The organism is Arthrobacter sp. MAHUQ-56 (genome assembly GCF_019710585.1).
Lineage (GTDB): Bacteria > Actinomycetota > Actinomycetes > Actinomycetales > Micrococcaceae > Arthrobacter.
The window spans coordinates 922,994-947,922 of the sequence record NZ_JAIFZQ010000020.1 but is presented as its reverse complement, the minus strand read 5'-3'; the positions used below and the strand labels follow the sequence as shown (position 1 = coordinate 947,922).

Here is a 24,929-nt window from a genome sequence, read left to right as displayed (position 1 = left end):
TGTCCACGAGGTCCCGGCTGGTAATCTTGATGTTTGCCACCCACCCCCACGGAAGCGAGTTCGTCCATGCCGATCGGCGCCAAGGCTGGTTCCCCTCCGCCGTCTCCGGCGGGCGGCGGCAAGGAACAGCGCGTCACCAAGCAACGCCGGGCGGTCAGTGCAGCACTGGATGACCTGGACGACTTCGTCAGCACCCAGGAGCTCTACCGGATCCTGCAGAACCAGGGCGTGTCCGTGTCGCTCGCCACCGCCTACCGGATCCTGCAGTCGCTGGCCGACGAGGGCCTGGTGGATGTGCTGCGCAATGGTGACGGCGAGGCGGTCTACCGGCGCTGCGCGGTGACCGGCCACCACCACCACCTGCTGTGCCGGAACTGCGGGAAAGCAGTGGAGGTGGAAGCCCCCGCGGTGGAGACCTGGGCGGCCCGGACAGCCGCCGACCACGGGTTCACCGAAGTGGCACACACCGTGGAAATCTTTGGCCTGTGCCCGGACTGCAGTTCGCTTAAGGCTGCGGGGAAGCTGTAAGGACCCGGCCGTTGGCTCCCTGCCGGAGCCGCAGGGAGCCAATGGCGCGGCACACCACGTAGATCAGGAACGACAACGTGGTGACATAGGGGCTGATGGGGATCCGTCCGCCCAGCGCCAGCAGGATGCCACCGACCGTGGCCGTGACGGCAAAGACCACGCTCAGCACCACGGTGGCCACCGGCGAGGACGTAACGCGCATGGCCGCGGCCGCGGGCGTGATCAGCAGGGCGAGCACCAGCAGGGCGCCCACCACCTGGATGGACAATGCCACGCTGACGCCCAGCAGGACCATGAAAACGAGCGCAAGGGTACGCACGGGAACCCCGCGCGCCTCGGCGACCTCGGGATCGAGGCTGGCGAAGTTGAGCGGGCGCCAGATGGCCAGCAGGACGGCGATAACGGCGACGGCGGTGCCGGCAAGGGCCTGGAGCTGAACGGTGTCGACAGACACGATCTGCCCGGTCAGCAGGCCGAACTTGTTTGCGGCGCGGCCTTGGTAGAGCGACAGGAACAGGATCCCGAGTCCCAGCCCGAACGGCATGATGACGCCAATGATCGAATTCTTGTCCCGGGCCCGGACACCCATCAGGCCCAGCAGCAGCGCGGCCGCCACCGAGCCGACGAGCGAGCCGAACACCACGTCCGTGCCCACCAGCAGGGCAAAGGCCGCACCCGCGAAGGACAGCTCGGAAATTCCGTGGACGGCAAAGGCGAGGTCACGCTTCATCACGAAGGTACCCACCAGCCCGCCGAGGAGGCCCAGTATGGCGCCGGCCCAGATCGAGTTCTGGACCAGGACCAGCAGCTCCCCGTAATTGTCAAAGCTGAAGATCGCCCCCAGGATGCTGTCGATGTCCATCACGCCACCTCCCGCGCCAACTCGTGGTCGTGGGTGTGGTGGTGCGTAGTGGCGTCCGGCAGGCCAACCACCACGATCCGGCCGTTCGCGCGGATGACCTCGACGTTGCTTTCGTACAAGTCGGAGAGGACCTCGGTGGTCATCACATCCTCCGGCGTACCTACTTTGAACCGGCCGCCGGCCAGGTAGAGGACCCTGTCCACGTAGTCGATAATTGGGTTGATTTCGTGGGTCACGAAGACCACTGCGCTGTCGTACTCGCGGCACTGCCTGTTGATCAGGGCGCTCACGGCCTGCTGGTGGTGCAGGTCAAGGGAGAGCAATGGTTCATCGCACAGCAGGACCTGAGGGTCCGTGGCCAGCGCCTGGGCCACGCGGAGCCGCTGCTGTTCACCGCCGGAGAGCTGGCCCACCGGCACCTTCGCGTATTCCGTGGCGCCCACCACCTCCAGGAGTTCATCGATCCTGTGGTTCGCCTTCGCGGGGGACAGCCGCAACCCCCAGCGGTGGCCGTCCACGCCGAGCCCCACGATGTCGCGGGCGCGCATCGGCGTGTCAGCGGCAAAGGACTTCTGCTGCGGAATGTAGCCGATCAGGCGGCTGCCGCGTTCCACTGCCCGGCCGCCCAGGGTGGCCTGCCCCGACTGGAGTTTCTGCAGCCCGAGCAGGACTTTCAGGAAACTCGTCTTGCCGCTTCCGTTCGGGCCCAGCACGGCGAAGAACTCGCCCGGCCTGATGTCCAGGTCCAGGTCCTCCCAGAGCGTCCGCTGGCCGAACTTAAGGGACGCCCCGCTGAGGCTGACCACGGAATTCACCTGTTTGTCTCCAGAACCTTGCCGATGTTGTTCACATTGTCCGTCATCCACTGCATGTAGGTCTTGCCCTCGGGGAGGGTTTCGTTGAAGTCCACCACCGGAACGCCGGCAGCTTCGGCCGCCTTCTTCAGCGATTCGGTCTGCGGACCCTCCGTCTGCTCGTTGTAGGCCAGCAGGCGCACGGACCGCGAGGCCACCAGGTCCGTCGCCTGCTTCAGCACGGCGGGCGGGACGTCGGCGCCTTCCTCAATCGCAGCAGTGTATTCCTCAGGGGTGGCGTTCACCAGCCCGGCATCCTGGAGGAGGTAGAGCGGAACCGGCTCGGTGACCGCCACCGGGGCATTGGCAGCGCGGGCCTTCAGTCCGTCCAGCTGGCCGTGGAGGCCGTCCAGGGTGGACTTGAAGGCGTCGGCGTTGGAGGTGAACGTCGCGGCCGACGCGGGATCGAGCGCTCCAAGCCTGCCTGCGATGCTGTCCGCCAGCCGTTCCATGGCGGGCAGGCTGTACCAGACGTGCTCGTTGAACTCACCGTGGTCGTGTTCTTCGGCCGGGGCCGTAGCTTCAGCCGTGGCCTCCCCGGGATGGGCAAGGCCGGAAATTTCGACGGCGCTCAGCACCGCCCCTGCGTCAAGCTTGCTGCTTTCCACCAGGGTATTGAGGAAGTCGTCGTAGCCGCCGCCGTTCGCAATGACGAGTTTGGCCTTGGAGACGGCAAGGCGGTCCTGCGCGGTTGCCTCGTAGGAGTGCGGGTCCTGGCTCGTCTTGTTGATGATGGCGGTGACCTCCACCTTGTCCCCGCCGATGGTCCTCGCGATGTCCCCGTAGACATTCGTGGACGCCACCACGGTGATCCGCCCCGCGCCTTCCGGGGCCTGCGCCGGCTGCGGGCTGCATCCGGCGAGCAGGAGGCCGAGCCCGGCGAGGGCGGCGAGCAAGGACGGGGCAGCGGTTCGACGGCGCACGGAAGGACCTCAGATCTGGGGAGCGGAAGCAGTATCTCCAGCCTATACCTAAATAGGAATGATTCCTATTTAGAAAAACGGGCAGCTGCCTGCCCTCCAGGGGAGGGCAGGTCAGTCAGCTTCCGTTGGGCTGGCCGAGCCTCCTGATCCCGGTGGCCTGGGTGGCATCGCGGATCTCGCCGACCAATTGTTCGATGACATCCTCCAGGAAGAGCACGCCACGGGTTTTGCCGTCGGGACCGATCACGCGGGCCAGGTGCGAGCCCGTGCGCTGCATCACCGACATCGCCTTTTCGATCTCGTCGCCCAGCGCGAGGTTGGCCAGCGACCTGATCCGGCTCTCCGCGATCGGAAGTTCGTAGGCCGCCTCCGGGATCTGCAGGACGTCCTTGACGTGGAGGTAGCCGTAGAGCATGTCCTCATCGTCCAGCATGGGGAACCGGGAGAACCCGGTACGGCTTACCGCCTTTTCGAACTCCACGGGAGTGGTGGAGGCCCGCAGCATCACCAAGTCTTCCAGCGGGACCATGATGTCGCCCGCTGTGTGCTCGGAAAACTCCAGCGCACCGGTGATCAGGCCTGCGTCGTCGTCCACGAGTCCATGGCGCGTGGACTCCTGCACGATCGACTGGACCTCCTCCAGCGTGAAGGAAGACGTCACCTCGTCCTTGGGCTCGATCCGCATGAGCTTGAGGATGTGGTTGGCCGACCAGTTCAGGACGGAAATCACCGGGTGGACCAGCTTGGCAATGAACAGCAGCGGCGGGGCCAGGAGCAGGGCGGCCTTGTCCGCCACGGACACCGAGATGTTCTTGGGCACCATCTCGCCGAAGGTGACATGCAGGAAGGTCACCAGCATCAGTGCCACAGCAAAGGCTGCCACACCGGCCGCCTCGGCAGGCAGGCCCACCGACTCGATCGGAACGGCCAGCAGATGGTGGATGGCAGGCTCGGCGACGAGCAGGATCAGCAGCGAGCACACCGTGATGCCCAGCTGCGCGCAGGCGAGCATGAGCGACACGTTTTCCATGGCACGCAGGGTAGTCTGGGCGCGTTTCGATCCGGCATCAGCCAGCGGCTCCACCTGGCTGCGCCGGGCAGACATGATGGCGAACTCCGCTGCCACGAAAAAGGCGTTGCCGAGCAGCAGGAGGCCCAGCCACAAAATTCCGGCCCAGTCGCTCATTTCTTGCTCCCGTCGCCGGGTTCGTGCAGCCCCGGTTCAGGCGCGGGCCGGAAACAGATCCGGTCAATCCGGCGTCCGTCCATCCTGGTGACGCTAAGGCTGCCGCCGCCAACGGGCACAGTGTCGCCGACCACCGCGATCCGGCCGAGCTGGCTCATGACATAGCCGCCCACGGTCTCGTACGCCGCTTCGTCCGGCACGCTGAGCCCCGAGATCTGTTCCGACAACTCATCCGGGCGGAGCAGTCCTGGAAAGTACCAGTCGCCGGAGGCGCTTTGCAGGAGTCCGGGGCGAACCTTGTCATGCTCATCGGCTACCTCGCCGACAATCTCTTCCACCAGGTCCTCAAGGGTGGCGATCCCCGCGGTGCCGCCATATTCGTCAAGCACCACAGCCAGCTGCAGGTTTCCTTCCCGGAGTTCGGCCAGGAGAGCATCGAGGTGGATGGTCTCCGGCACCCGGAGCACGTCAGTCATGATGGCTCCGGCTTCAAGGTTTTGCCGGCGTTCCCAGGGAACGGCGACGGCCTTCTTGACGTGCACCAGCCCCCGGATGTCGTCGGCGGAGTCACCGATGACCGGGAACCGGGAGTACCCGGTCCTGCGTGCGGCGTCAACGACGTCGGAGACGGGCTGGTCGGCATCGATAGTCTCAAGCCGGATCCGCGGCGTCATGACGTCGGCCGCCGTGCGGGTGGAGAAGTTCAGCGTCCGCGCGATGAAGTTCGCGGTACCGGCGTCGAGCGTTCCCATCGCCGCCGACCGGCGGACCAGCGACGCGAGTTCGGCCGGGGTGCGCGCACCTGAGATCTCTTCTTTGGCCTCGAGCCCAAAGACGTGCAGCACCTTGTTCGAGAATCCATTGAGCAGCACGATGGCGGGCTTGAAGATCGTGGTGAACACCAGCTGGGGCCCGGCCAGGGCCCGGCCCACCGGGAATGCGAGGGCAATCGCCATGTTTTTCGGCACCAGCTCCCCCAGGAGCATCGACAGCAGCGTCGCAACCACCATCGCGAGGACCAGGGAGATGGAATCGACGGCCACACCGGGAAGCCCGACGGCGGAGAGCGGCGCCTGGAGGAGATGGCCCAGCGACGGCTCCATCACGTAGCCCGTGAGAAGCGTCGTCAAAGTGATGCCGAGCTGGCAGCTGGACAGCTGGGTGGACAGGGATTTAAGGCAGGTAAGCAAAGGCACCGCGCCCGTATCGCCGTCGTCAATGGCCCGCTGGACGGTGGGCTGGTCCAGGGCAATGAGGGAGAATTCGACGGCAACGAAGAAGCCTGTACCGGCGATGAGCAGCAGTCCCGCCGCAAGAAGAAGCCATTCCATTCAGCATCCCGCCTTGGCGGCGGCGGTCGCGGGAGAAGGACCCAATGCCGGGGACGGGAAGCTGCTTCGTTCCGGCGGAGGATGGTCGGCTGATACCGATGCCTGGCCCCTGCGGGTGGCGGCAGGCTGGGCCGGGGTCTGGTGATGGGCGCGTTGTCGGGGTTTGCCGGCTCTGGGGGCGGACTGCGCGGCGGCTCTCTTCAAGCTCCGCTGACAGCGCCCAGGCCGGCACCTAGATTTACTGTCCATAAGAATTCCAGTCTACAGGAGCAGCCCCTGCCGGGCGGAGCGCGAACGGCCCCGCCCGGCCGGAATGAAGGGCCACGGGCACGCCCCCACGGACTGCCCGCGCAATCGGCGGTGCCGCCACAAACAGGCCTGCCTTCGTCACTTCATGATTTGAGTCACCCTTATTGGCAGTTAACGCAAAATGCTCACTAGACTTGCAAAGGTCTGGGTTCAGGGGACGCAGAGACTGGTTCGAACGTAGTGCTGAAGCACCGGGGGGCCAAAGAGAAATCAAACTCATGGAAGAGGCGTATTTCATTGCCAGAGCAGCCAAGCCACCGTCTACCAGAGGAATTTGGCGGAAACGAGTGGCTCGTTGACGAACTGTACGAGCAGTACCAGCAGGACAAGAACGCCGTGGATGCCAAGTGGTGGCCTTTGTTTGAATCCTTCGACTCGGGTAACGGTTCTTCTTCCAACGGAAATACCGCGCACCCGCCCACCCGCGAACTTCCTGTTGTGAAAGCTGCACCCGCTGCTCCGGCACCGTCGCCGGCCGCAGCCCCTGCCACTCCCCCGGCGCCTCCTGCCGCCCAGGCGCCCGCTCCTGCAGCAGCACCGGCGCCTGCACCCGTCAAGAAGGCCCCCGCAACCGTGGCCCGCGACGGCGGCAAGAAGACCGAAGCCGGCACCGGCTCGCAGCCCATCCCGGCGCAGCTGCCCAAGAACGTCAAGGCCCCCACGGCGCCCGAAGAGGATGTTGTCTCAGTCCTGCGCGGGCCGGCCAAAGCCATTGCCACCAACATGGTCACCAGCCTCGAGGTGCCTACCGCCACAAGCGTGCGGGCCATCCCGGCGAAGCTGCTCATCGACAACCGCGTGGTCATCAATTCCAACCTGGCCCGCGCCCGCGGCGGCAAGGTTTCCTTCACGCACCTCATCGGTTACGCCGTCATCCGCGCCCTCTCCCAGTTCCCCTCCATGAACGTCTACTACGACGAAGTGGATGGCAAGCCGGTCGCTGTCCAGCCGGCGCACGTCAACTTCGGCATTGCCATCGACATGCCGAAGCCCGACGGCACCCGCCTGCTGATGGTCCCGAACATCAAGAAGGCCGAGACCCTCAATTTCGCCGAGTTCTGGCACACCTACGAGGACCTCATCAAGCGCGCCCGCAACGGCAAGCTCACGGCCGAGGACCACCAGGGCACCACCGTGTCGCTGACCAACCCCGGCGGCATCGGCACCGTCCACTCCGTGCCGCGCCTCTCCAAGGGCCAGGCCGCCATCATCGGCGTCGGTGCCCTCGACTACCCTGCCGAGTTCCAGGGCGCCAGCGAGAAGATCATCGCCCAGAACGCCATCAGCAAGGTCCTCACCCTGACCTCGACGTATGACCACCGCGTCATCCAGGGAGCCGGCAGCGGCGAGTTCCTGAAGCTCGTCCACTCGCTCCTGCTGGGTGCGCAGAACTTCTACGACGAGATCTTCGAAGCCCTGCGCATCCCCTACGAGCCCGTGCGCTGGAGCGCCGACAAGCAGGTGGATCCGGCCGACGAGATCAACAAGGTGGCCCGGATCCAGCAGCTGATCCACTCCTACCGGGTCCGCGGACACCTGATGGCGGACACCGATCCGCTCGAATACGTCCAGCGCAAGCACCCGGACCTCGACGTCCTGACCTACGGGCTGACCCTGTGGGACCTGGACCGCGAATGGCCCACCGGCGGCTTCGGCGGCAAGCCGATGCTGAAGTTCCGCGACATCCTCGGCGTCCTGCGCGATGCGTACTGCCGGACCACCGGCATCGAATACATGCACATCCAGGAGCCGGCCGAGCGCAAGTGGTTCCAGGACCAGCTCGAGCACCCCTACTCGAAGCCCAGCCGTGAAGAGCAGCTCCGGATCGTCTCCAAGCTGAACGCCGCGGAGGCTTTCGAGACCTTCCTGCAGACCAAGTTCGTGGGCCAGAAGCGCTTCTCGCTTGAGGGCGGCGAATCGCTGATTCCGCTGCTGGACGCCATCATGTCCGACGCAGCCGACGACGGGCTGGACGAAGTTGCCATCGGCATGGCCCACCGCGGCCGCCTCAACGTCCTGACCAACATCGCCGGCAAGACCTACGCCCAGGTGTTCCGCGAGTTCGAGGGCACCCAGGACCCGCGGTCCGTGCAGGGCTCCGGCGACGTCAAGTACCATCTGGGCACCGAAGGCACCTTCACCTCGGACAACGGCAAGGAAACCAAGGTCTACCTTGCCGCCAACCCGTCCCACCTCGAAGCCGTGGACTCCGTCCTCGAGGGCATCGTGCGGGCCAAGCAGGACCGCCTGGACCAGGGCGAAACCTTCCCCGTGCTGCCCATCATGGTGCACGGTGACGCCGCGTTCGCCGGCCAGGGCGTGGTGGCCGAAACCCTCAACCTGTCCCAGCTGCGCGGCTACCGCACCGGTGGCACCATCCACGTTGTGGTCAACAACCAGGTGGGCTTCACCACCGCTCCGTCGTCCTCGCGTTCCTCCACGTACTCCACCGACGTCGCCAAGATGATCCAGGCACCGGTGTTCCACGTGAACGGCGACGACCCCGAAGCCGTCGTCCGCATCGGCCAGCTCGCCTACGAGTTCCGCCAGCGGTTCCACAAGGACGTCGTGATCGACATGGTGTGCTACCGCCGCCGCGGCCACAACGAAGGCGACGACCCGTCGATGACGCAGCCGCTGATGTACAACCTGATCGAAGCCAAGCGCTCCGTCCGCAAGCTGTACACCGAATCCCTCATCGGCCGTGGCGACATCACCGAGGAAGAAGCCGAGCAGCTGCTGCGCGACTACCAGGAGCGGCTGGAGCGCGTCTTCGCCGAGACCCACGCAGCACAGACCTCGCCCATTCCGATCGTCACCGCGGATTCCGCTGCGGTGTCCGACATCGAGCGGCCCATGGCCCAGCAGTCCGACTCCAGCGTCAACGCCCCCGTCTCCACGGCCATCAGCGCCGAGACGCTGGCCCGGATCGGCAAGGCCCACGTTGAAGTCCCCGAGGGCTTCACGGTCCACGCAAAGCTCAGGCAGCTGTTGGAAAAGCGCGAGCAGATGTCCCGCGAGGGCGGCATCGACTGGGGCTTCGGCGAGATCGCGGCCTTCGGCTCCCTCATCATGGAGGGCGTCCCCGTGCGCCTGGCCGGCCAGGACTCCCGGCGCGGCACGTTCGTCCAGCGCCACGCCGTCTTCCACGACCGCGCCAACGGCAAGGAATGGCTGCCGCTGGGCAACCTCTCCGACGACCAGGCCAAACTCTGGATCTACGACTCCCTGCTGTCCGAATACGCTGCGATGGGCTTCGAATACGGCTACTCGGTGGAGCGCCCGGACGCCCTGGTCCTGTGGGAGGCCCAGTTCGGCGACTTCGTCAACGGCGCGCAGACCATCATCGATGAGTTCATCTCCTCCGCCGAGCAGAAGTGGGGACAGCGCTCCTCGCTGGTCCTGATGCTTCCGCACGGCTACGAGGGCCAGGGACCGGACCACTCGTCCGCGAGGATCGAGCGCTTCCTGCAGCTGTGCGCGGAAGACAACATGATCGTGGCCAACCCCACCACGGCGGCCTCGCACTTCCACCTGCTGCGCCGCCAGGCGTACAGCCGCCCGCGCAAGCCGCTGATCATCTTCACCCCCAAGCAGTTGCTGCGCCTGAAGGCTGCTGCCTCGGCGGTGGAGGACTTCACCAACGGCGCCTTCCGCCCGGTCATCGGTGAGCATGAGCAGCTGGCCGCCAACGACGTCGAGCGCGTACTGCTGGTGTCCGGCCGCCTGTACTACGATCTCCTGTCCACCCGGCAGAAGACCGGCGACAAGACCACTGCCATCATCCGCGTGGAGCAGCTCTACCCGCTGCCGCACGCCGAGATTGCCGCGGAACTCGCCAAGTACCCGAACGCAGAGGTCGTGTGGGCCCAGGACGAGCCCGCCAACCAGGGCCCCTGGCCGTTCATCGGCCTGCACCTGCCGGAAATCCTTGACCGCCGGGTACGGCTGGTCTCGCGTCCGGCGTCGGCCTCGACCGCTGCCGGTTCCATGAAGCGGCACGCCGCGGAGCAGGATGTCCTGCTGACGCAGGCATTTGCACGGAAGTAACCAGTAAGGCTGCCCGGCCGGACGTCGAAATACCAGACTCCGGCCGGGCAGTTCTGTTTAATGGATGGACAGCGCCGCCCCGGACCCCGCACCAGCGGCGGCGGTGGCAGCCGCCAGTACCGAAGCAACCCGGACCGAAGTAAAGAGGAACGCGTGGAAGACAGGAAGCTGCGGATCGCAGCTGTGGGAGACGAACTGCTGGCCGGACTGGGTGATCCCCGTGCACTGGGCTGGCTGGGCCGCGTCCTGGCCCGCACTCCCCAGGACGGCATGGTGCTGGAGAGCTACTCCCTTCCCTGCCCGCAGGAAGGCACAGAGGGGCTGGCCGCGCGCTGGCTGGACGAAGCCGGACGGCGTTTCAGCGACCAGGCCGAAAACCGGCTGGTGATCGGCCTCTCGGGCCGCGACATCGAATTCGGCCTGTCAACCGCAAGGAGCAGGCTGAACCTGGCCAACATCCTCGACTCAGCCTCGCAGAACAGGGTCGAGGTCTTCGTCGTTGGCCCGCCGCCCGCCCTGGATCCTGCCCAGAACCGCCGGCTGGACGAGCTGAACACGGCGTTTGCGGATGTCACCACGCGGCGCAAGCATCTGTACGTGGATACCTTCTCGCCCCTGCTGAACCACGAGCAGTGGCGGCAGGACCTTGCAGCGAACGGCGGTACGCCCGGCCAGGCGGGTTACGGGTTGATGGCATGGCTGGTGCTCCACCGCGGCTGGTTCCAATGGCTGGGGATGGACGCCCCCCAGTAAAGCCCACACGCGATATATCTTGACCATCCGCCAGGGCGGCGGTACCTTGGACTTCACGATATATCGTCTTTCGGAGGTGCCATGCCTGACGCAACCTGGAGTGTCAACAGCCCCCAGACCCTCGACCTGGACGGCGTCACGTCATTGAAGCTGGGCATGGTCCGAGGCAGGTTCGATGTGGTGAGGCATGCCGAGCCGGTGGCCCGGGTGGAAATATCGGACGTACACGGGGATCCGGTAGCAGTGTCCCTCAACGGCGGCAGGCTCGAAATCAGGCACCAGCTGCACGGCGCCCACGGCTGGTTCAAGAACCTGATGGAATCCGTGAACCACAACAGCGACAACTCCGCCACCATCAGCATCGCCCTCCCGGAGGGTGTCGAGGTGGAGGCCGGAACGGTCAGCGGTGACGGCCTCGTCTCCGGCATCTCTAGCCACGTCCGCCTGAATACCGTCTCCGGCTCTGTCATGGCTGACGGCACTTCGGGGGAACTGCAGGTCAACACGGTCAGCGGGGAGGTCAATGTCCGGAACCACACCGGCGTCCTCACAGCGAAAAGTGTCTCCGGCGAGGTGACCGCCTCAGGCTACTTCACCAACGTCCGCACGAACACGGTCAGCGGCAACCTCAGCTTCGACCTGCTCGGCTTCACCCATGACTTCGGATCGAACTCGGTGTCGGGAGACCTCACCATCAGGGTGCCGCACGACGTGGGCGTGGACATCGTTGCCAAGTCGGCCAGCGGGGCCGTGGTCATCGACGACCAGCAATGCTTCCTGACGAACGGGAAGGTGGAGACCATCGCCGGTCCCGACGGCCAGCTGATGCTCGTACGGACCAACTCGGTGTCCGGCCGGACCGCCATCTTCCATTCCCCTTCCTCCGATGGCGGGAACGCGGGGCACTGATGCCGCCGGTCTTTGCGCACGGGGCGTTGCGCCTTTATCTCCTTGCGCTGCTCGAAAGCGGCCCCAAGCACGGCTACGAACTCATCAGGGCACTCAAGGACCGGTTTGGCGGGACCTATTCGCCCAGCGCCGGCACGATCTACCCGCGCCTGGGCAAGCTTGAAGAAGAGGGCCTGGTGGCTACCGAATCGGCAGGACGCCGAACGAACTACCGCATTACTCCCGCCGGCCTGGCGGAGCTGAACCGGCGGCGGGACGAACTCGCCGGCGTGGAAAAGGACATTTCCGCCTCCGTCCAGCGCCTGGCGGACACCCTCCGGGAAGACATCCGCAGCAGCATGCGCGGCCTGCGCGCCGACCTCGCAGCGACCGCTGAAGCGGCCCGCACCGCTGCGGCTTCCGGCGACCTGCGCATCACGGGCGGCCGCCCTTTGGCAGGCCACAGGCAGCTCAAGGAGGCGGAGATGATGCTGCAGACTTTCCGCGACGACGTCCGCTCCGATCTGCGCCAGGGGTCCCGGCTTCAGCCCATCAGCGATGTCACCCTGGAGACCCTGCGGACAGTGCTGGAACAGGCGCGGGCGGCTGTCCGCGGCACGCTCCAACCTTGAGTGGCCGGGCCAGGAAAGAGCAGGCGCAGGTCACAGGCGTTTCCCGGTTCGCGGGGCGTGGCGATCATGTGGGAGACTGGAGGGTAGCTCTTTTGAGTACCAACAGTAAGGAGGCCAGCTATGAGCAAGCGTGCACGCAAGCGTCGTGACCGTAAGCGTGGCGGCGCGAACCACGGGAAGCGCCCCAACACCTAGGCACATGCCAGGAACTACGGTTCAAGCAAAGGACCCCGGAAGCTATTCGGCTTCCGGGGTCCTTTGCTGTGTGCCGCCCTCGATCACTGTGGCGGCAGGGCACGACGCATTCGCTAGGCCTCCACCGGACGGATGGTGTGGATCCGGTCAAGGATGGCGTTCTTAAGGTTGTCCGGGGCCGATTCGGTGCAGGAGCGCTTGACCATGTTGCGGATGACGCATTCAAGGTCGTACTGCTGCGTGCACTCGGGGCAGTCGTCGAGGTGGCTCTTGATTTCCGAGAGGTCCTCCCGGGTCAGCGCGCCGTCGAGGTACTCGTAGATGCGTTGCATCCGGGTGTCGTCGCAATCGCCCAATCCCTGGCAGTCGCTCATTTCCTGTTCTCCTGTGGTTTGCTTGCTGCCGCATCCGGTGCATCTGCGGCCGTTTTGAATCCCCGCTCGGCGGCATACTCCGCCAGCATGTCCCGCAACATCCTCCGGCCGCGGTGAAGCCGTGACATGACCGTGCCGATCGGCGTGTTCATGATGTCCGAGATTTCCTTGTAGGCAAAGCCCTCGACGTCGGCGAAGTAAACGGCCAGGCGGAACTCTTCCGGAATGTCCTGCAGGGCGCGCTTGACGTCGGAATCCGGCAGGTGGTCCAGAGCCTCGGCTTCGGCTGAACGAAGGCCGCTCGACGTGTGGGACTCGGCCCGCGCCAACTGCCAGTCCTCGATGGTGTCCGAGTTCGACTGAAGTGGTTCGCGCTGCCGCTTGCGGTACAAGTTGATGTACGTGTTGGTCAGGATCCGGTAGAGCCATGCCTTCAGGTTGGTTCCCGGCTTGTACTGGTGGAAGGCCGAGAAAGCCTTGGTGTAGGCCTCCTGCACCAGGTCCTCGGCGTCCGAAGGGTTCCGCGCCATGCGCATGGCGGCCGAATACAGCTGGTCGACGTACTGCATGGCGTCCCGTTCAAAGCGCAGCCGGCGCTGCTCAACGGTTTCGGCCGATACATCCAGTGTGGCGTCTTCATTCTCCAGTCCGGCCTGGGAAGAGCCGGAACCAGCCTCCCCGGCATGCTCCGGCACGGCCTCCGTGCCCTTCACTTCGCTGGAGGAAGCCTCGTACATGGCCGCGACGGCCGGATCCAGGGTGCTCATTGCCTTCAAGTCTACTGTCAGGCTCCGTGCCGGGGGCATGCCATACTGCGGCGCACCGCCGGCGAGGGCCTCCACCGCCACCGGGCCTGGCCGCCTGGTTCCGTCAAACACGGTTCCGTCCAACACGTGCCCCAAGGCCCAACTCCGCTCTGTTTACGTGAATGATGTCGTCAATGATGTGTGGACCCGTCCCGTGGACCCAGTCTCCATAACCCCGTCCCGCAGGCAAATATTCCCCAAAAGTGCAAGACTAGGACGGACTCCGCCGCGTGACGCGGTCCGTCCATCCAGGAGGAAAAGCCATGTCCTTTGTCCGCACTCTCGCACGGCCCATGCTGGCCTCCAGTTTTGTCCTCGCCGGACTGGATAAACTCAAGAACTCCGACGACACCGCCCAGCAGCTTTCGCCCCTGCTGCGCAAAGCTGCAGCCACCCTGCCCTTCCAGGCGGACGAAAAGACCCTGGCCCGCGTCATCGGCGGAACCCAGGTGGGAGCCGGCGTCCTGTTTGGCCTTGGTAAGTTCTCCCGGCTGTCAGCCACCCTGCTGACCGTGGTGTCCCTCCTGAACACCTTCGTGGAATGGCGCAGCGCGGACATCAGCAGCAAGGAAGCGCGGGAGACCCGCCGGAACCAGCTGCTCAAGAATCTTTCGCTGAGCGGCGGCGCCCTGCTCGCCTCCGTTGACACCGCAGGCAGGCCCGGCCTGGCGTGGCGCGCCGAGCACCTCGCCGCCGACGCCCGCCGGAATGCCGCGCACCTGGCCGCAGACGCCCGCAAGACCACCAACAAGAAGCTGCACAAGGCGGACAAGGCTGTGCGCCGCGCCGTCGAGCACGCCACGGGAGCATAAGGACGCATGACCGCAGCAGCTGCCGCCACGGACGGACCCGCCGTGCCTGTTGAGCATTGGGCCGCCCCCTTCGCATCCCGGCCTATTGACGCCACCGTGACGGTGCCGGGGTCAAAGTCACTGACCAACAGGTACCTCGTGCTGGCTGCGTTGGCCGACGGTCCTTCGCGCCTGCGCGCGCCCCTGCACTCCAGGGACTCCGCCCTGATGATCGACGCACTCCGGCAGCTGGGCGCCACCATCACGGAGGTACCCGGCGACGGCGCCTTCGGCCCGGACCTGGAGGTAGTTCCGCTGCCCGCGGCGGCAGGGGCAGCCCGGACCAGGATCGACTGCGGGCTCGCGGGCACGGTCATGCGGTTTGTGCCGCCGCTCGCGGCGCTCCGCAACGGAGCCAGCGTGTTCGACGGCGACCCGCACGCCCGCAAGCGCCCCATGGGAACCATCATCGAAGCGCTCAAAGCCCTCGGCGTAGCCGTCTCAACCGAAGACGGGAGCGCTCCGGCATCGTTGCCGTTCGTCGTGGAAGGTACCGGCAGGGTGCGCGGCGGCCACCTGGTGATCGATGCCAGCGCCTCCTCACAGTTCGTCTCCGCCCTCCTCCTGGTGGGTGCCCGGTTCGAGGAAGGCCTGCACCTCGAGCACGCCGGCCGGCCCGTGCCGAGCCTGGACCACATCAACATGACCGTCGCCGTCCTCCGCGGCGCCGGCGTGTCCGTGGACGATTCCGTCCCCAACCACTGGGTGGTCTCCCCCGGCCCCATCCGCGCTTTCGACCAAAGGATCGAACAGGACCTGTCCAACGCAGGCCCCTTCCTCGCCGCGGCCCTGGCATCCCGTGGTACCGTCCGGATCCCGAACTGGCCGCTGGAAACCCAGCAGGTGGGAGACCTGTGGCGCAGCATCCTCGCCAAAATGGGCGCCAGCGTCACCCTCGAGGACGGCGTCCTCACCGTCATAGGGGGCCCAGAGATCAAGGGCGGCGACTTCGCGGACACCAGCGAGCTTGCCCCCACGGTGGCGGCGCTGTGCGCCCTGGCCACAGGACCCTCCCGGCTCACCGGGATCGCGCACCTGCGGGGCCACGAAACGGACCGGCTCGCGGCACTCGTGGCCGAAATCAACAGGCTCGGAGGGGACGCCGAGGAAACCAGCGACGGCCTGGTCATCCGGCCCGCCCCGCTGCACGCCGGCGTCGTCCACAGCTACGCCGACCACCGCATGGCCACCGCCGGGGCAATCCTGGGCCTGGCAGTGGAAGGCGTCCAGGTGGAGGACATAGCCACCACGGCAAAGACCATGCCGGACTTCCCCCGGCTCTGGGCAGAGATGCTGGCCCAGGACGCCGCCGGACCCGGGGAGCCCAGCGGTGGCGCGGCGCACTGACTCCTGGGACGAATCCGACGTCCGGATCCGGCCCAACAAGAAGGGCTCCAGGCCGCGCACCAAGGACCGGCCGAGCCACGACGACGCAGTCACCGGACGCATCATTACCGTGGACCGCGGCAGGTACACGGCCGTAGTGGGTGAGGATTCGGACAACGAGCGCGTGGTCATCGCAGCACGTGCCCGGGAGCTGCGCCGCTCGCCGGTCGTGGCCGGCGACTTCGTCTCGCTCGTGGGGGATGTCTCCGGAGCCCCCGACACCCTCGCCCGGCTGGTGAAGATCCAGGACCGGCACACGCTCCTGCGCCGCAGCGCCGACGACACCGACCCCGTGGAGCGGGCCGTGGTGGCCAACGCGGACCAACTGGTCATTGTGGTGGCCGCCGCCAACCCTGAGCCACGCACCGGCTTTATCGACCGGGCGCTGGTGGCGGCCTACGACGCCGGAATCGAGCCCATCCTGCTCGTCACCAAGGCGGACGTCCGGGATCCCGCTGAGCTGCTGTCCAACTACACGCACCTGGACTTCCCGGTGATCATCAGCCGCACCGCCGATGAGCAGGCCTCCGGCATCGACGCCCGCTCCGACGACGGCCTGTCAGCCCGGCTCGACAGCACCGCAGTGGCGGCGCTGCGGGCCCACCTCGACGGCAAGGTCACGGTAATGCTTGGCCACTCCGGCGTCGGCAAGTCCACCATGGTGAACGCACTGACAGGTGCCGAGAGGGCCACCGGCGGCGTCAACGCCGTGACCGGACGCGGACGGCACACGTCGTCGTCGGCCCTGGCCCTGCGGCTCGCCGAGGCCCCGCCCGGCAGCTGGATCATCGACACCCCCGGCATCCGGTCCTTCGGCCTGGCGCACGTGGATCCGGACAGGATCCTCCGGTCCTTCCCGGACCTCTCCCCCGGCATCGAAAACTGCGAACGCGGGTGCAAGCACACCGCCTCCGCAGTGGACTGCGGCCTGGATGACTGGGTGAACAACGGGCATGCGGGCCCCACTGGTCCCGCCCGGCTCGCGTCCCTGCGCCGGCTCCTCGGAACGGATCCGAGAATGGAAGCACAGGAAACCAAGGAACTCGGCAGCGTCAACTGACGCAGCCGAAGGTCCCGGAAGATGCCGGGACAGACGGTAGTTTGGAACCATGATCCAACCCGCTTCGAGCTACAACGACGACCTGCGCCTGGCCCATGTCCTGGCCGACTCCGTGGACGACCAGACCATGAGCCGCTTCAAGGCCCTGGACCTCCACGTCGAGACCAAGCCGGACCTGACGCCGGTCACCGATGCGGACAAGGCCGCAGAGGAGGCCATCCGCGGCCAGCTGTCCCGTTCTCGCCCGCGCGACGCCGTCCTGGGCGAGGAATTCGGCAGCACCGGCCACGGCTCGCGGCGCTGGATCATCGATCCCATTGACGGGACCAAGAACTTTGTCCGCGGCGTCCCGGTCTGGGCCACCCTGATTGCCCTGGTGGACGAGGGCGAACCCGTGGTGGGCGTGGTCAGCGCCCCGGCCCTTGGCAAACGCTGGTGGGCGGCAAAAGGCATGGGCGCGTACATGGGCCGGTCCCTCGCTGCCGCCACGCGGCTCCGCGTGTCCAACGTTTCGAAACTTTCGGATGCCTCCCTCTCATACTCCAGCCTGACGGGCTGGAAGGAACGCGGGAACCTGGACGAGTTCCTGGGCCTGACGGAGGACGTGTGGCGGACCCGCGCATATGGCGATTTCTGGTCCTACTGCATGGTGGCGGAAGGTTCGGTGGACATCGCCTGCGAGCCGGAGCTCAACCTGTACGACATGGCCGCCCTGGTCCCCATCGTCGTGGAGGCGGGCGGCCGGTTCACGTCCCTGGAAGGCGAGGACGGCCCGTTCGGCGGGAACGCCTTGGCCACCAACTCGATCCTGCACTCGGAGGTTCTGCACCGCCTGAACCCCTACCTGGACGATCTGCTGTAACGGTCGCCGTATCGCCCTGGATCCGAATATTGCGACGCCGGACACCTCCTGAAGGAGGCGTCCGGCGTTCTTTATTCGGCAGGCGTAACAAATGCCTTAACAATTGGCCCGGCTTCAGTCCGGGCCGTTCCATGTTCTACGCTTTTATGCAGGTCACGAGTGCCAGCGCAAAACCCCGGTTTGCTGGCCGGCAACCCTCCATTCGCGGTGGGGTGCCCCGGGTGACGACCAGGCCGGTCCGGAGCGGATGCGGCAAGCGCGGATTCCTGTGATGTCGGGGTCCTGATTCAAGTGAGGTCTCTGTGACAACTGCCACCGTCTCCCCCAGCACTGCCATCGCCGAAACTGCGGCCGCCTTCGACGCACGCCAGGCCGCCGCCGGCCACCCCCTCGCCGCCGTCACCGGCGCCGAGATCCAGGCGCCCCTGATCACCGGCGGGCATGTCCGCTACGCCAACCTCGACTACGGCGCATCCGCACCGGCACTGTCCCTGGTCTCCGCGTACCTTAATGAAATCCTGCCGTACTACGCGAGCGTCCACCGCGGCGCCGGCTACGCCTCCCAGATCAGCACCTCCGTGTACGAGAACGCGCGGAGCATCGTCCGCGACTTCGTGGGCGGCCGCGCCGACGACTCAGTGATCTTCACCCGGAACACCACCGATTCGCTCAACCTGCTGGCCGGCTGCCTGCCCGTCACCGACGGCCACCCTGCCGGGGAGGTCCTCTACCTGGACATCGAGCACCACGCGAACCTCCTCCCGTGGCAGGGGGTGCCGCACCGCAGCATCGTGGCCGCGGACACCATCGCGGGAACCATCGAGGCCGTCAGGGCGGAGCTGGAGCAGGGCGGCGTCAGCCTCCTTGCAGTCACCGGCGCCTCCAACGTCACCGGCGAAATCCTCCCCATCCGCGCACTGGCCGCGCTGGCCCACCAGCACGGCGCACGGATCGTGGTGGACGCGGCCCAGCTCGCCCCGCACCGCCGGGTGGACATCAGCGCCGACGACGTCGACTACCTCGCCTTCTCCGGGCACAAGCTCTACGCGCCCTTCGGCGCCGGCGTCCTGGTGGGGCGCCCCGACTGGCTCGACGCCGGCACCCCGCACCTCGCCGGCGGCGGTGCAGTCAAAGAAGCAAGGCTCGACGGCGTCAGCTGGGCAACCGGGCCGGCCCGCCACGAGGGGGGCTCGCCGAACGTGCTCGGCGCCGCCACCCTTGCCCGCGCCACGCAGGTCATTGCCGGGCTGGACCAGGACCGCTGGCACGCGCACGAGTCCGCCATCCGGTCCTTCCTGGTGGAAGGCCTCCAGGACATCGAGGGTGTCACTGTCCACCAGATCTTCAGGGACACCAACCCGGAAACGGACACCATCGGCGTAGTCAACTTCTCCGTGGAGGGTTATGACGCCGGCCTGGTGGCCGCCTACCTCTCGGCCGAACACGGCGTGGGACTGCGTGATGGCCGCTTCTGCGCGCACCCGCTGCTGAAGCGGCTCGGGCTGCCGTCCGGCTCCCTCCGCGCCAGCTTCGGCGTCGGATCCAGGCTGGAGGACGCGGAGCGGCTCCTCGACGGCATCCGCACCCTGCGCAGCAGCGGGCTGGGCTGGGACTATGTCGTGGATGCAGGCCGCTGGGTGCCGGCCAATGACTTCCGCACCTACCCGCACTGGGCGCCCAATACGCCAGGCACCGCCGGCGCCGCGCCCTGCACGGAGGACTGACCGGGGCGACGTACCCGGGCCAAGCCCGGCGACTGGCCCCGCACTCGCTCCCCCTTTGCCTGCGCCGCCATGCGGTAAATTCAAAAGGTATCCATCGGCGGCAGGTGAAGGAGGCCACGCGTGGTCCGGGGCGGTCCCAAACTCGATCACGGGCGGCGGCAGGAGCTTGGGCAGAGCTTCCAGGACGGCGGCAGGCACTACCAGCGGGTCCGGCCCGGCTATCCCCCGGAATCGGCCCGGTGGCTGGTTCCCGAGCACGCCCGCGACGTCCTGGACGTCGGCGCCGGTACCGGAAAGTTCACTGCCTTGCTGCTGGAGATGGGCCTGGACGTCACGGCCCTCGACCCCTCTGCGGACATGCTCGCACAGCTGAAGGCCCACTGCCCTGCCGCCACGGCTGTGGCGGGGACTGCCGAGGCGACCGGCCTGCCCGGGGCGGGCTTCGACGTCGTTACCGTGGCCCAGGCCTGGCACTGGTGCGACCCCCTGGCCGCGAGCACTGAGCTCGCCCGGGTCCTGCGCCCGCACGGAACCCTCGGCCTGGTCTGGAACCAGCTGGACACGTCCGTGCCCTGGGTGCACCGCCTGTCCAGGATCATGCACGCCGGGGACGTGTACCGGCCGGGACACAAGCCCGTGGTGGGGCCTGAATTCCACCGGCTCGAAGGGCACGTGACGCATTGGCAGGACACCGTGACCACCACCGACCTGATGGAACTCACCAAGTCCCGCAGCTACTACCTGCGGGCCGGTGAGGCGACGCGGGCCAAGGTCCTGGCCAACCTTGACTGGTACCTGCACGAACACCTCGGCCACACCGCTGACCAGGAGCTGGAACTTCCGTACCTCACCCTCGCCTGGCGGGCCGTAAAGGCATGAGCGGACCCGCTGAGACGTCGGCCGGGCCGCACCCGCCTGCCGGAAGCCGGTAGGCTTGGACCTGTGAAGACCAGTGCGCCCTCCTCCTCAATCGAGGACTACGTCAAGGTCATCTACTCATTCACCGAATGGCAGGACAAGCCCATCACGTCCTCGCAGCTGGCCCAGCGCCTGGGCGTGGCCAACTCCTCGGTGTCCGAAATGGTCCGCAAACTCAAGGACCAGGGGCTGGTGGACCACAAGCCCTACAGCGCCGTCACCTTGACCGCCCCTGGCCTCCGCCTGGCGCTGGCCATGGTGCGCCGGCACCGGCTGATCGAGACCTACCTCGTCGAGCAGCTGGGCTACAGCTGGGACGAGGTCCACGATGAGGCCGAACTGCTGGAGCACGCCGTCTCGGATACGTTCATCGAACGCGTGGCGGCCAAGCTCGGGAATCCCAGCCGGGATCCGCACGGCGACCCGATCCCCACCGCGGACGGGCAGGTGCTGATGCCCCGCGCCCACCTGCTGGCGGAGCTGGACGAGGGCCACACCGGCAGGATCACCCGGATCAGTGACGACAACCCGGAGCTGCTGCGCTACCTTGCCGCCGAGGACATCGACCTGGATGCCGACGTGGAGGTCATGGGGCGCAGGCCGTTTGGCGGCGCCCTGGTGGTGCGGATCAGCGGCTCGCGCGGCGCCCGGGACTTCGACCTCGCGGACGAGATCGCGTCGGCGCTCTGGGTTTCCAGCACCACCCCCCACCCGGGCTGCGTCCTGGACGCAGTCTGACAGCGGCTTCCTGGACACAGCCGAGGGACAGCGATTTGGCCCGTTCCCGTATCGTGGACATTGATGATCAGCAGACGTGACGCGGCAATAGCCCTGGATGTTCCCCTCGAAATGGCGCAGCGCCACGGCCTGCCCAAGTGGATGACGGAAGCGGAACTCCGCACCATCCTTGACACCCCTCCGCCCTGGCTCGTGCAGTCCCGCGCCAACCGCACAGGGAAGCGGCCGGTGTGGGTGCACCTCGAATGCGCCGTCTGCGGGTACGAGGAAGCTGCGCGCCCCAAGAAGTGGTGGCCGGACTTCACCTACGTCGTATGCGGGCATCATGCCCCCTCCGATGTTCCGTCCCTCCGCCCCGGCTTCGTCCGCAGCGAGTACGACGGCGTGGGCACGCGTTTCGTGGGCATCGCGGACGTGGCGGCGCCCGCCTCCTAAGCCGGGTTCCGCCGCCGTCCGGTATGTCGGCGCCCCCTGCACTTACCCGCCGTTGCCGGTCATTTCCTCCGGGACCGCCGTGAGGTGGATTTCGGCGCCGTCGCGGAGGACGGCGATGTCGAGCGGCTCGCCGATGGCGTCGGCGAACAGCAGCCGCTGCAGGCTCTCCGCGTTGCTGACCGACTGGCCTCCCGCTGCCAACAGGATGTCCCCCGGCGACAGTCCGGCCTTGCCGGCCGGCGAACCGGGCAGCACCTCCACCACCCGCAGGCCTTCCCGGTGCCCCGTGCGCACCACGGCGCTGGCGCTGAGCTGGATCGGCGTACTCACCAGGCCCAGGTAGGCCCGACGGACCCTGCCATCGGACAGCAGCGCCGAGATGATCCTGCGGGTCGTGGCATTGATCGGGATGGCCAGTCCCAGCCCGGCACCCGCCACGGCAGTGTTGATGCCCACGATCCTGGCGTGGGTGTCCGCAAGTGCGCCACCGGAATTTCCAGGGTTCAATGCCGCGTCCGTCTGGATGACGTCCTCAATGACGCGCCGGTTGCCGCCGGACCAGACGGGAATGGCACGGCCCAGACCGCTCACCACGCCGGCAGTCACGGACCCGGCCAGGCCCAGGGGGTTTCCGACGGCGACCACCAGCTGTCCCACGCGCAGGGACTCCGCCGCTCCGAACTCCGCGGGCGGAACCTTGGGACGCGACCCGTGGACCACGGCCAGATCGGACAACGGGTCGGCGCCCACCAGCTCCAGCTCCATCCTGCTGCCGTCAGCGAAAACCGCATGCCCGTGGCTGGTGCCCGCCACAACATGGGAGTTCGTGAGCAGGTAGCCATCCTCGGTGAAGAGCACAGCGGACCCGGCTCCCACCCGCACCCTGCCATTGCGGCGGGCCGCGGACATTTCGATGGCTGCCACATGCGGCGTGACGGCCGCCGCGACCCGCATCACCGTCTGCGAATATGCGTCCAGGACGTCGTCGTTGTCAGGGATGGGTTCCCGCGCCTGTTCCATGGCGCACCTCCAGCTTCATGCCGATCCCGGCGGAGGTGTTTGCCCGCACCGGGTCCTTACGGGGATTAACGCGGGAACGGGGCCTGCAAGTCCCGCTGCCGCTACGCCATCGGTGAACGCCACTACGGGTGAACTCCGGATCTCCGGTGCGCGGCGGCTGCCCAGCCCCTAGGATCGGTAGCATGAGTGATTCCCCCGCCGGGTCGCGAACAGAAGTCCTGGACCCGGAAGAATGCTGGCGGTACCTTCGGTCCTCCTACGTGGGCCGCCTGGCTGTCATCAACGGCAGCGTTCCGGAGATCTTTCCCGTGAACTTCACCGTTGCCGGGGAAATGCTGCTGTTCCGCACAGCGCCGGGCACGAAGTTGCGGGCCCTGCTCACAGGTGCCGTGGCCGCTTTCGAGGTTGACGGCCTCAACCCCTATGCCACCGAGGCCTGGAGCGTAGTGGCGAAGGGCAGGCCCGAGCCCTTCGATGAAACCCGGATGCAGCTTCCCGCTCCCGACGCCGACCGCGAACCCTGGGCGCCCGGCAGCAAGGAACACCTGATCAGCATCACGCCCACCGAAATCAGCGGGCGAAGGTTTGCTGTCACGCCGCGCACGCGCTGGTGGCCGCCGGTGGATTTTTCGGCAGACTGGCTCTAGTCACTGCCGATCCGGACCTGCGCGCCGGAACGCCGGAGGCCAGGCCTTTATGCCCTTCCTGCCGCGACGGCGTCCGCCTACGCTGTGGCCTATGAGCGACACGAAGAACATACCCGAACCAGAGATCCTCGATCCTGAAGAGTGCTGGGCGCTCCTCTCCCAAACCGGGGTGGGCCGCCTGGCCGTGATAGTGGATGGCCATCCCGATGTCTTTCCCGTCAACTACAAGGTTGACGGGCAGAGCCTTGTCTTCCGCACGGGCGGCGGCACCAAGGAGCAGGCAATCCGGTCCGATGCCACGGTCGCCCTTGAGGCAGACACCGTCAGTTCGGAATTCGGCCTCGCATGGAGCGTGGTGGTCAAGGGCAAGGCTGCCGAAACGACTCCCACCGGGCCTGACCCGGACAACATCCGCCGCGCAATGTTCCCCTGGCAGGGCGTTGGGCAGGAGCACTTCATCCGGATCGTCCCGGAGTCCATCACCGGGAGGCGCTTCACCATGAACGCGCCCCTGTTGTGGCGGTCGTCCCTGGACGATGCAACCCGTGCCGGCTTTGAATAGGCGAAGCCGTTAGGAAGCGGCGTGCTTGCGTGGTGGGTGGGTGAACCCGGCCCCATAGCTGCCCGTCCCCTGGTCCTGGGGCAGCGCGGCACCCCGAGGCCGGGTCCCCGTGAAGTGCTGGTGGACGTGGTTGTCTGCGGGGTTTGCCGCACGGACCTCCATTTGGCAGAGGGGGACCTGGCGCCGCATCATCCACATGTGGTGCCCGGCCATGAAGCGGTGGGCATCGTCGTCGGCATGGGCGCGGACTGCACCCGGTTCCGTCCGGGTGACCGGGTGGGCGTGGCCTGGCTCGGCGGAGTCTGCGGGAGCTGTGCGTATTGCCGCCGCGGTGACGAAAACCTCTGCTCCGCGCCGGTTTTCACCGGCTGGGACAGGGACGGCGGTTATGCAGAGCAGCTGACCGTCGCCGAGGATTTCGCCTACCCGCTGCCTCCCGTGTTCACCGACGAGCAGGCCGCACCTTTGCTGTGCTCGGGGATCATCGGCTATCGGGCCCTGAAGCGGGCCGCGCTGCCGGCGGGGGGACGGCTGGGTATCTACGGCTTTGGCAGTTCGGCGCACATCACCGCGCAGCTGGCACTGCACCAGGGTGCCTCCCTCTACGTGATGACGCGTTCCGCGCAGGCCCGTGCCTTGGCCCGGGAATTGGGCGCGGCGTATGTTGGCGATGCCTACGACGTTCCGCCGGTACCGCTTGACTCCGCCATCCTCTTCGCTCCGGCCGGGGACCTCGTCCCGGTCGCACTGCGTTCCCTTGACCGCGGCGGCACCTTGGCCATCGCCGGGATCCACCTCAGTGCCATTCCCCCGCTCAATTACGGCTCCGAGCTCTTCTTCGAGCGCCAGGTGCGGAGCGTGACCGCCAACACCCGGGCGGACGGACACGAATTCCTGGACCTCGCCGCACGGATTCCCGTTTCCCTGACCACCACGGTGTACCCGTTCGACGCCGCGGACAAAGCGCTGGAGGACCTGGCCACGGACAGGATCACCGGATCAGCGGTACTCCGGATCCGTTCCTGACAGCCGGCC

Annotated in this window: 25 protein-coding genes and 1 riboswitch; of the genes, 17 read left to right on the top strand and 8 right to left on the bottom strand. The window is 66.9% G+C overall.

Annotated features, from left to right (window positions below):
* Positions 1-66 precede the first annotated feature (66 nt).
* Positions 67-528 carry a Fur family transcriptional regulator gene (locus K4G53_RS16780; protein ID WP_221386965.1) on the top strand — a complete coding sequence of 154 codons (462 nt, stop codon included), beginning with the start codon at positions 67-69 and terminating at the stop codon, positions 526-528.
* Here K4G53_RS16780 and K4G53_RS16775 read toward each other — a convergent pair.
* The 5 genes from K4G53_RS16775 to K4G53_RS16755 form a co-directional block, all read right to left on the bottom strand.
* Positions 506-1,390 (bottom strand): metal ABC transporter permease, encoded by an 885-nt coding sequence (locus K4G53_RS16775; RefSeq protein WP_221386755.1) that lies wholly within the window; start codon positions 1,388-1,390, stop codon positions 506-508. The genes K4G53_RS16780 and K4G53_RS16775 overlap by 23 nt on opposite strands.
* Positions 1,390-2,205, bottom strand: a complete 816-nt coding sequence (locus tag K4G53_RS16770; RefSeq protein ID WP_221386754.1) for a metal ABC transporter ATP-binding protein — start codon at positions 2,203-2,205, stop codon at positions 1,390-1,392. The genes K4G53_RS16775 and K4G53_RS16770 overlap by 1 nt, the downstream gene beginning before the upstream one ends.
* Entirely contained in the window at positions 2,202-3,167 is a 966-nt protein-coding gene (locus tag K4G53_RS16765; protein WP_221386753.1) for a metal ABC transporter solute-binding protein, Zn/Mn family, read from the bottom strand. Before K4G53_RS16765 ends, K4G53_RS16770 begins: the two co-directional genes overlap by 4 nt.
* A 115-nt stretch (positions 3,168-3,282) precedes the next feature.
* A complete protein-coding gene (locus K4G53_RS16760) occupies positions 3,283-4,353 on the bottom strand; it encodes a hemolysin family protein (RefSeq protein WP_221386752.1) in 1,071 nt (356 codons plus the stop codon).
* The gene (locus K4G53_RS16755) at positions 4,350-5,684 is read right to left on the bottom strand and encodes a hemolysin family protein (protein WP_221386751.1); all 1,335 of its coding nucleotides are present in this window, start codon (positions 5,682-5,684) and stop codon (positions 4,350-4,352) included. The genes K4G53_RS16760 and K4G53_RS16755 overlap by 4 nt, the downstream gene beginning before the upstream one ends.
* Before the next feature lie 546 nt (positions 5,685-6,230).
* Between K4G53_RS16755 and K4G53_RS16750 the strand changes: the two genes are divergently transcribed.
* The 5 genes from K4G53_RS16750 (at position 6,231) to K4G53_RS21565 (ending at position 12,511) form a co-directional block, all read left to right on the top strand.
* Positions 6,231-10,043 carry a multifunctional oxoglutarate decarboxylase/oxoglutarate dehydrogenase thiamine pyrophosphate-binding subunit/dihydrolipoyllysine-residue succinyltransferase subunit gene (locus tag K4G53_RS16750; protein WP_221386750.1) on the top strand — a complete coding sequence of 1,271 codons (3,813 nt, stop codon included), beginning with the start codon at positions 6,231-6,233 and terminating at the stop codon, positions 10,041-10,043.
* A gap of 153 nt (positions 10,044-10,196) precedes the next feature.
* Positions 10,197-10,796: a GDSL-type esterase/lipase family protein gene (locus K4G53_RS16745; RefSeq protein WP_221386749.1), complete on the top strand. Its 600-nt coding sequence runs from the start codon at positions 10,197-10,199 to the stop codon at positions 10,794-10,796.
* Between the two features lie 81 nt (positions 10,797-10,877).
* Positions 10,878-11,705, top strand: coding sequence for a DUF4097 family beta strand repeat-containing protein (locus K4G53_RS16740; RefSeq protein ID WP_221386748.1), 828 nt, complete (start codon positions 10,878-10,880; stop codon positions 11,703-11,705).
* Positions 11,705-12,316, top strand: a complete 612-nt coding sequence (locus K4G53_RS16735; protein WP_221386747.1) for a PadR family transcriptional regulator — start codon at positions 11,705-11,707, stop codon at positions 12,314-12,316. Before K4G53_RS16740 ends, K4G53_RS16735 begins: the two co-directional genes overlap by 1 nt.
* Before the next feature lie 120 nt (positions 12,317-12,436).
* On the top strand, positions 12,437-12,511 hold the full coding sequence (locus tag K4G53_RS21565) for a 50S ribosomal protein bL37 (RefSeq protein ID WP_369299106.1): 75 nt from the start codon (positions 12,437-12,439) through the stop codon (positions 12,509-12,511).
* A gap of 113 nt (positions 12,512-12,624) precedes the next feature.
* Here K4G53_RS21565 and rsrA read toward each other — a convergent pair whose 3' ends face one another.
* Positions 12,625-12,885, bottom strand: coding sequence for a mycothiol system anti-sigma-R factor (gene rsrA / locus K4G53_RS16730; protein ID WP_221386746.1), 261 nt, complete (start codon positions 12,883-12,885; stop codon positions 12,625-12,627).
* Positions 12,882-13,652 (bottom strand): sigma-70 family RNA polymerase sigma factor, encoded by a 771-nt coding sequence (locus K4G53_RS16725; protein ID WP_221386745.1) that lies wholly within the window; start codon positions 13,650-13,652, stop codon positions 12,882-12,884. Before K4G53_RS16725 ends, rsrA begins: the two co-directional genes overlap by 4 nt.
* A gap of 302 nt (positions 13,653-13,954) precedes the next feature.
* Here K4G53_RS16725 and K4G53_RS16720 point away from each other — a divergent pair, with 302 nt between their 5' ends.
* From K4G53_RS16720 to K4G53_RS16685, 8 genes are all read left to right on the top strand, one after another.
* Positions 13,955-14,503, top strand: a complete 549-nt coding sequence (locus tag K4G53_RS16720) for a DoxX family protein (RefSeq protein ID WP_221386744.1) — start codon at positions 13,955-13,957, stop codon at positions 14,501-14,503.
* 6 nt (positions 14,504-14,509) lie between these two features.
* A complete protein-coding gene (gene aroA / locus K4G53_RS16715; protein ID WP_221386743.1) occupies positions 14,510-15,889 on the top strand; it encodes a 3-phosphoshikimate 1-carboxyvinyltransferase in 1,380 nt (459 codons plus the stop codon).
* Positions 15,873-16,988, top strand: coding sequence for a ribosome small subunit-dependent GTPase A (locus K4G53_RS16710; RefSeq protein WP_221386742.1), 1,116 nt, complete (start codon positions 15,873-15,875; stop codon positions 16,986-16,988). Before aroA ends, K4G53_RS16710 begins: the two co-directional genes overlap by 17 nt.
* A gap of 49 nt (positions 16,989-17,037) precedes the next feature.
* Positions 17,038-17,850, top strand: coding sequence for a histidinol-phosphatase (hisN, locus tag K4G53_RS16705; RefSeq protein WP_221386741.1), 813 nt, complete (start codon positions 17,038-17,040; stop codon positions 17,848-17,850).
* 151 nt (positions 17,851-18,001) lie between these two features.
* Positions 18,002-18,115, top strand: a riboswitch (SAM riboswitch).
* Between the two features lie 37 nt (positions 18,116-18,152).
* Entirely contained in the window at positions 18,153-19,574 is a 1,422-nt protein-coding gene (locus K4G53_RS16700; protein WP_221386740.1) for an aminotransferase class V-fold PLP-dependent enzyme, read from the top strand.
* Positions 19,575-19,694: 120 nt separating this feature from the next.
* Entirely contained in the window at positions 19,695-20,453 is a 759-nt protein-coding gene (locus tag K4G53_RS16695; RefSeq protein WP_221386739.1) for a class I SAM-dependent methyltransferase, read from the top strand.
* 63 nt (positions 20,454-20,516) lie between these two features.
* On the top strand, positions 20,517-21,230 hold the full coding sequence (locus K4G53_RS16690) for a metal-dependent transcriptional regulator (protein ID WP_221386738.1): 714 nt from the start codon (positions 20,517-20,519) through the stop codon (positions 21,228-21,230).
* Positions 21,231-21,293: 63 nt separating this feature from the next.
* Positions 21,294-21,665 carry a hypothetical protein gene (locus K4G53_RS16685; RefSeq protein ID WP_221386737.1) on the top strand — a complete coding sequence of 124 codons (372 nt, stop codon included), beginning with the start codon at positions 21,294-21,296 and terminating at the stop codon, positions 21,663-21,665.
* A 42-nt stretch (positions 21,666-21,707) separates the two neighbouring features.
* On the opposite strand, the gene K4G53_RS16680 is transcribed toward K4G53_RS16685, so the two are convergent.
* The gene (locus tag K4G53_RS16680) at positions 21,708-22,685 is read right to left on the bottom strand and encodes a S1C family serine protease (RefSeq protein ID WP_221386736.1); all 978 of its coding nucleotides are present in this window, start codon (positions 22,683-22,685) and stop codon (positions 21,708-21,710) included.
* A gap of 182 nt (positions 22,686-22,867) precedes the next feature.
* Here K4G53_RS16680 and K4G53_RS16675 point away from each other — a divergent pair, with 182 nt between their 5' ends.
* The 3 genes from K4G53_RS16675 to K4G53_RS16665 all read left to right on the top strand — a co-directional run bounded on the left by K4G53_RS16675 (position 22,868) and on the right by K4G53_RS16665 (position 24,920).
* Positions 22,868-23,332: a pyridoxamine 5'-phosphate oxidase family protein gene (locus tag K4G53_RS16675; RefSeq protein WP_221386735.1), complete on the top strand. Its 465-nt coding sequence runs from the start codon at positions 22,868-22,870 to the stop codon at positions 23,330-23,332.
* A 91-nt stretch (positions 23,333-23,423) separates the two neighbouring features.
* Positions 23,424-23,894 (top strand): pyridoxamine 5'-phosphate oxidase family protein, encoded by a 471-nt coding sequence (locus K4G53_RS16670; RefSeq protein WP_221386734.1) that lies wholly within the window; start codon positions 23,424-23,426, stop codon positions 23,892-23,894.
* Between the two features lie 21 nt (positions 23,895-23,915).
* A complete protein-coding gene (locus tag K4G53_RS16665; protein WP_221386733.1) occupies positions 23,916-24,920 on the top strand; it encodes a zinc-dependent alcohol dehydrogenase family protein in 1,005 nt (334 codons plus the stop codon).
* Positions 24,921-24,929 lie beyond the last annotated feature (9 nt).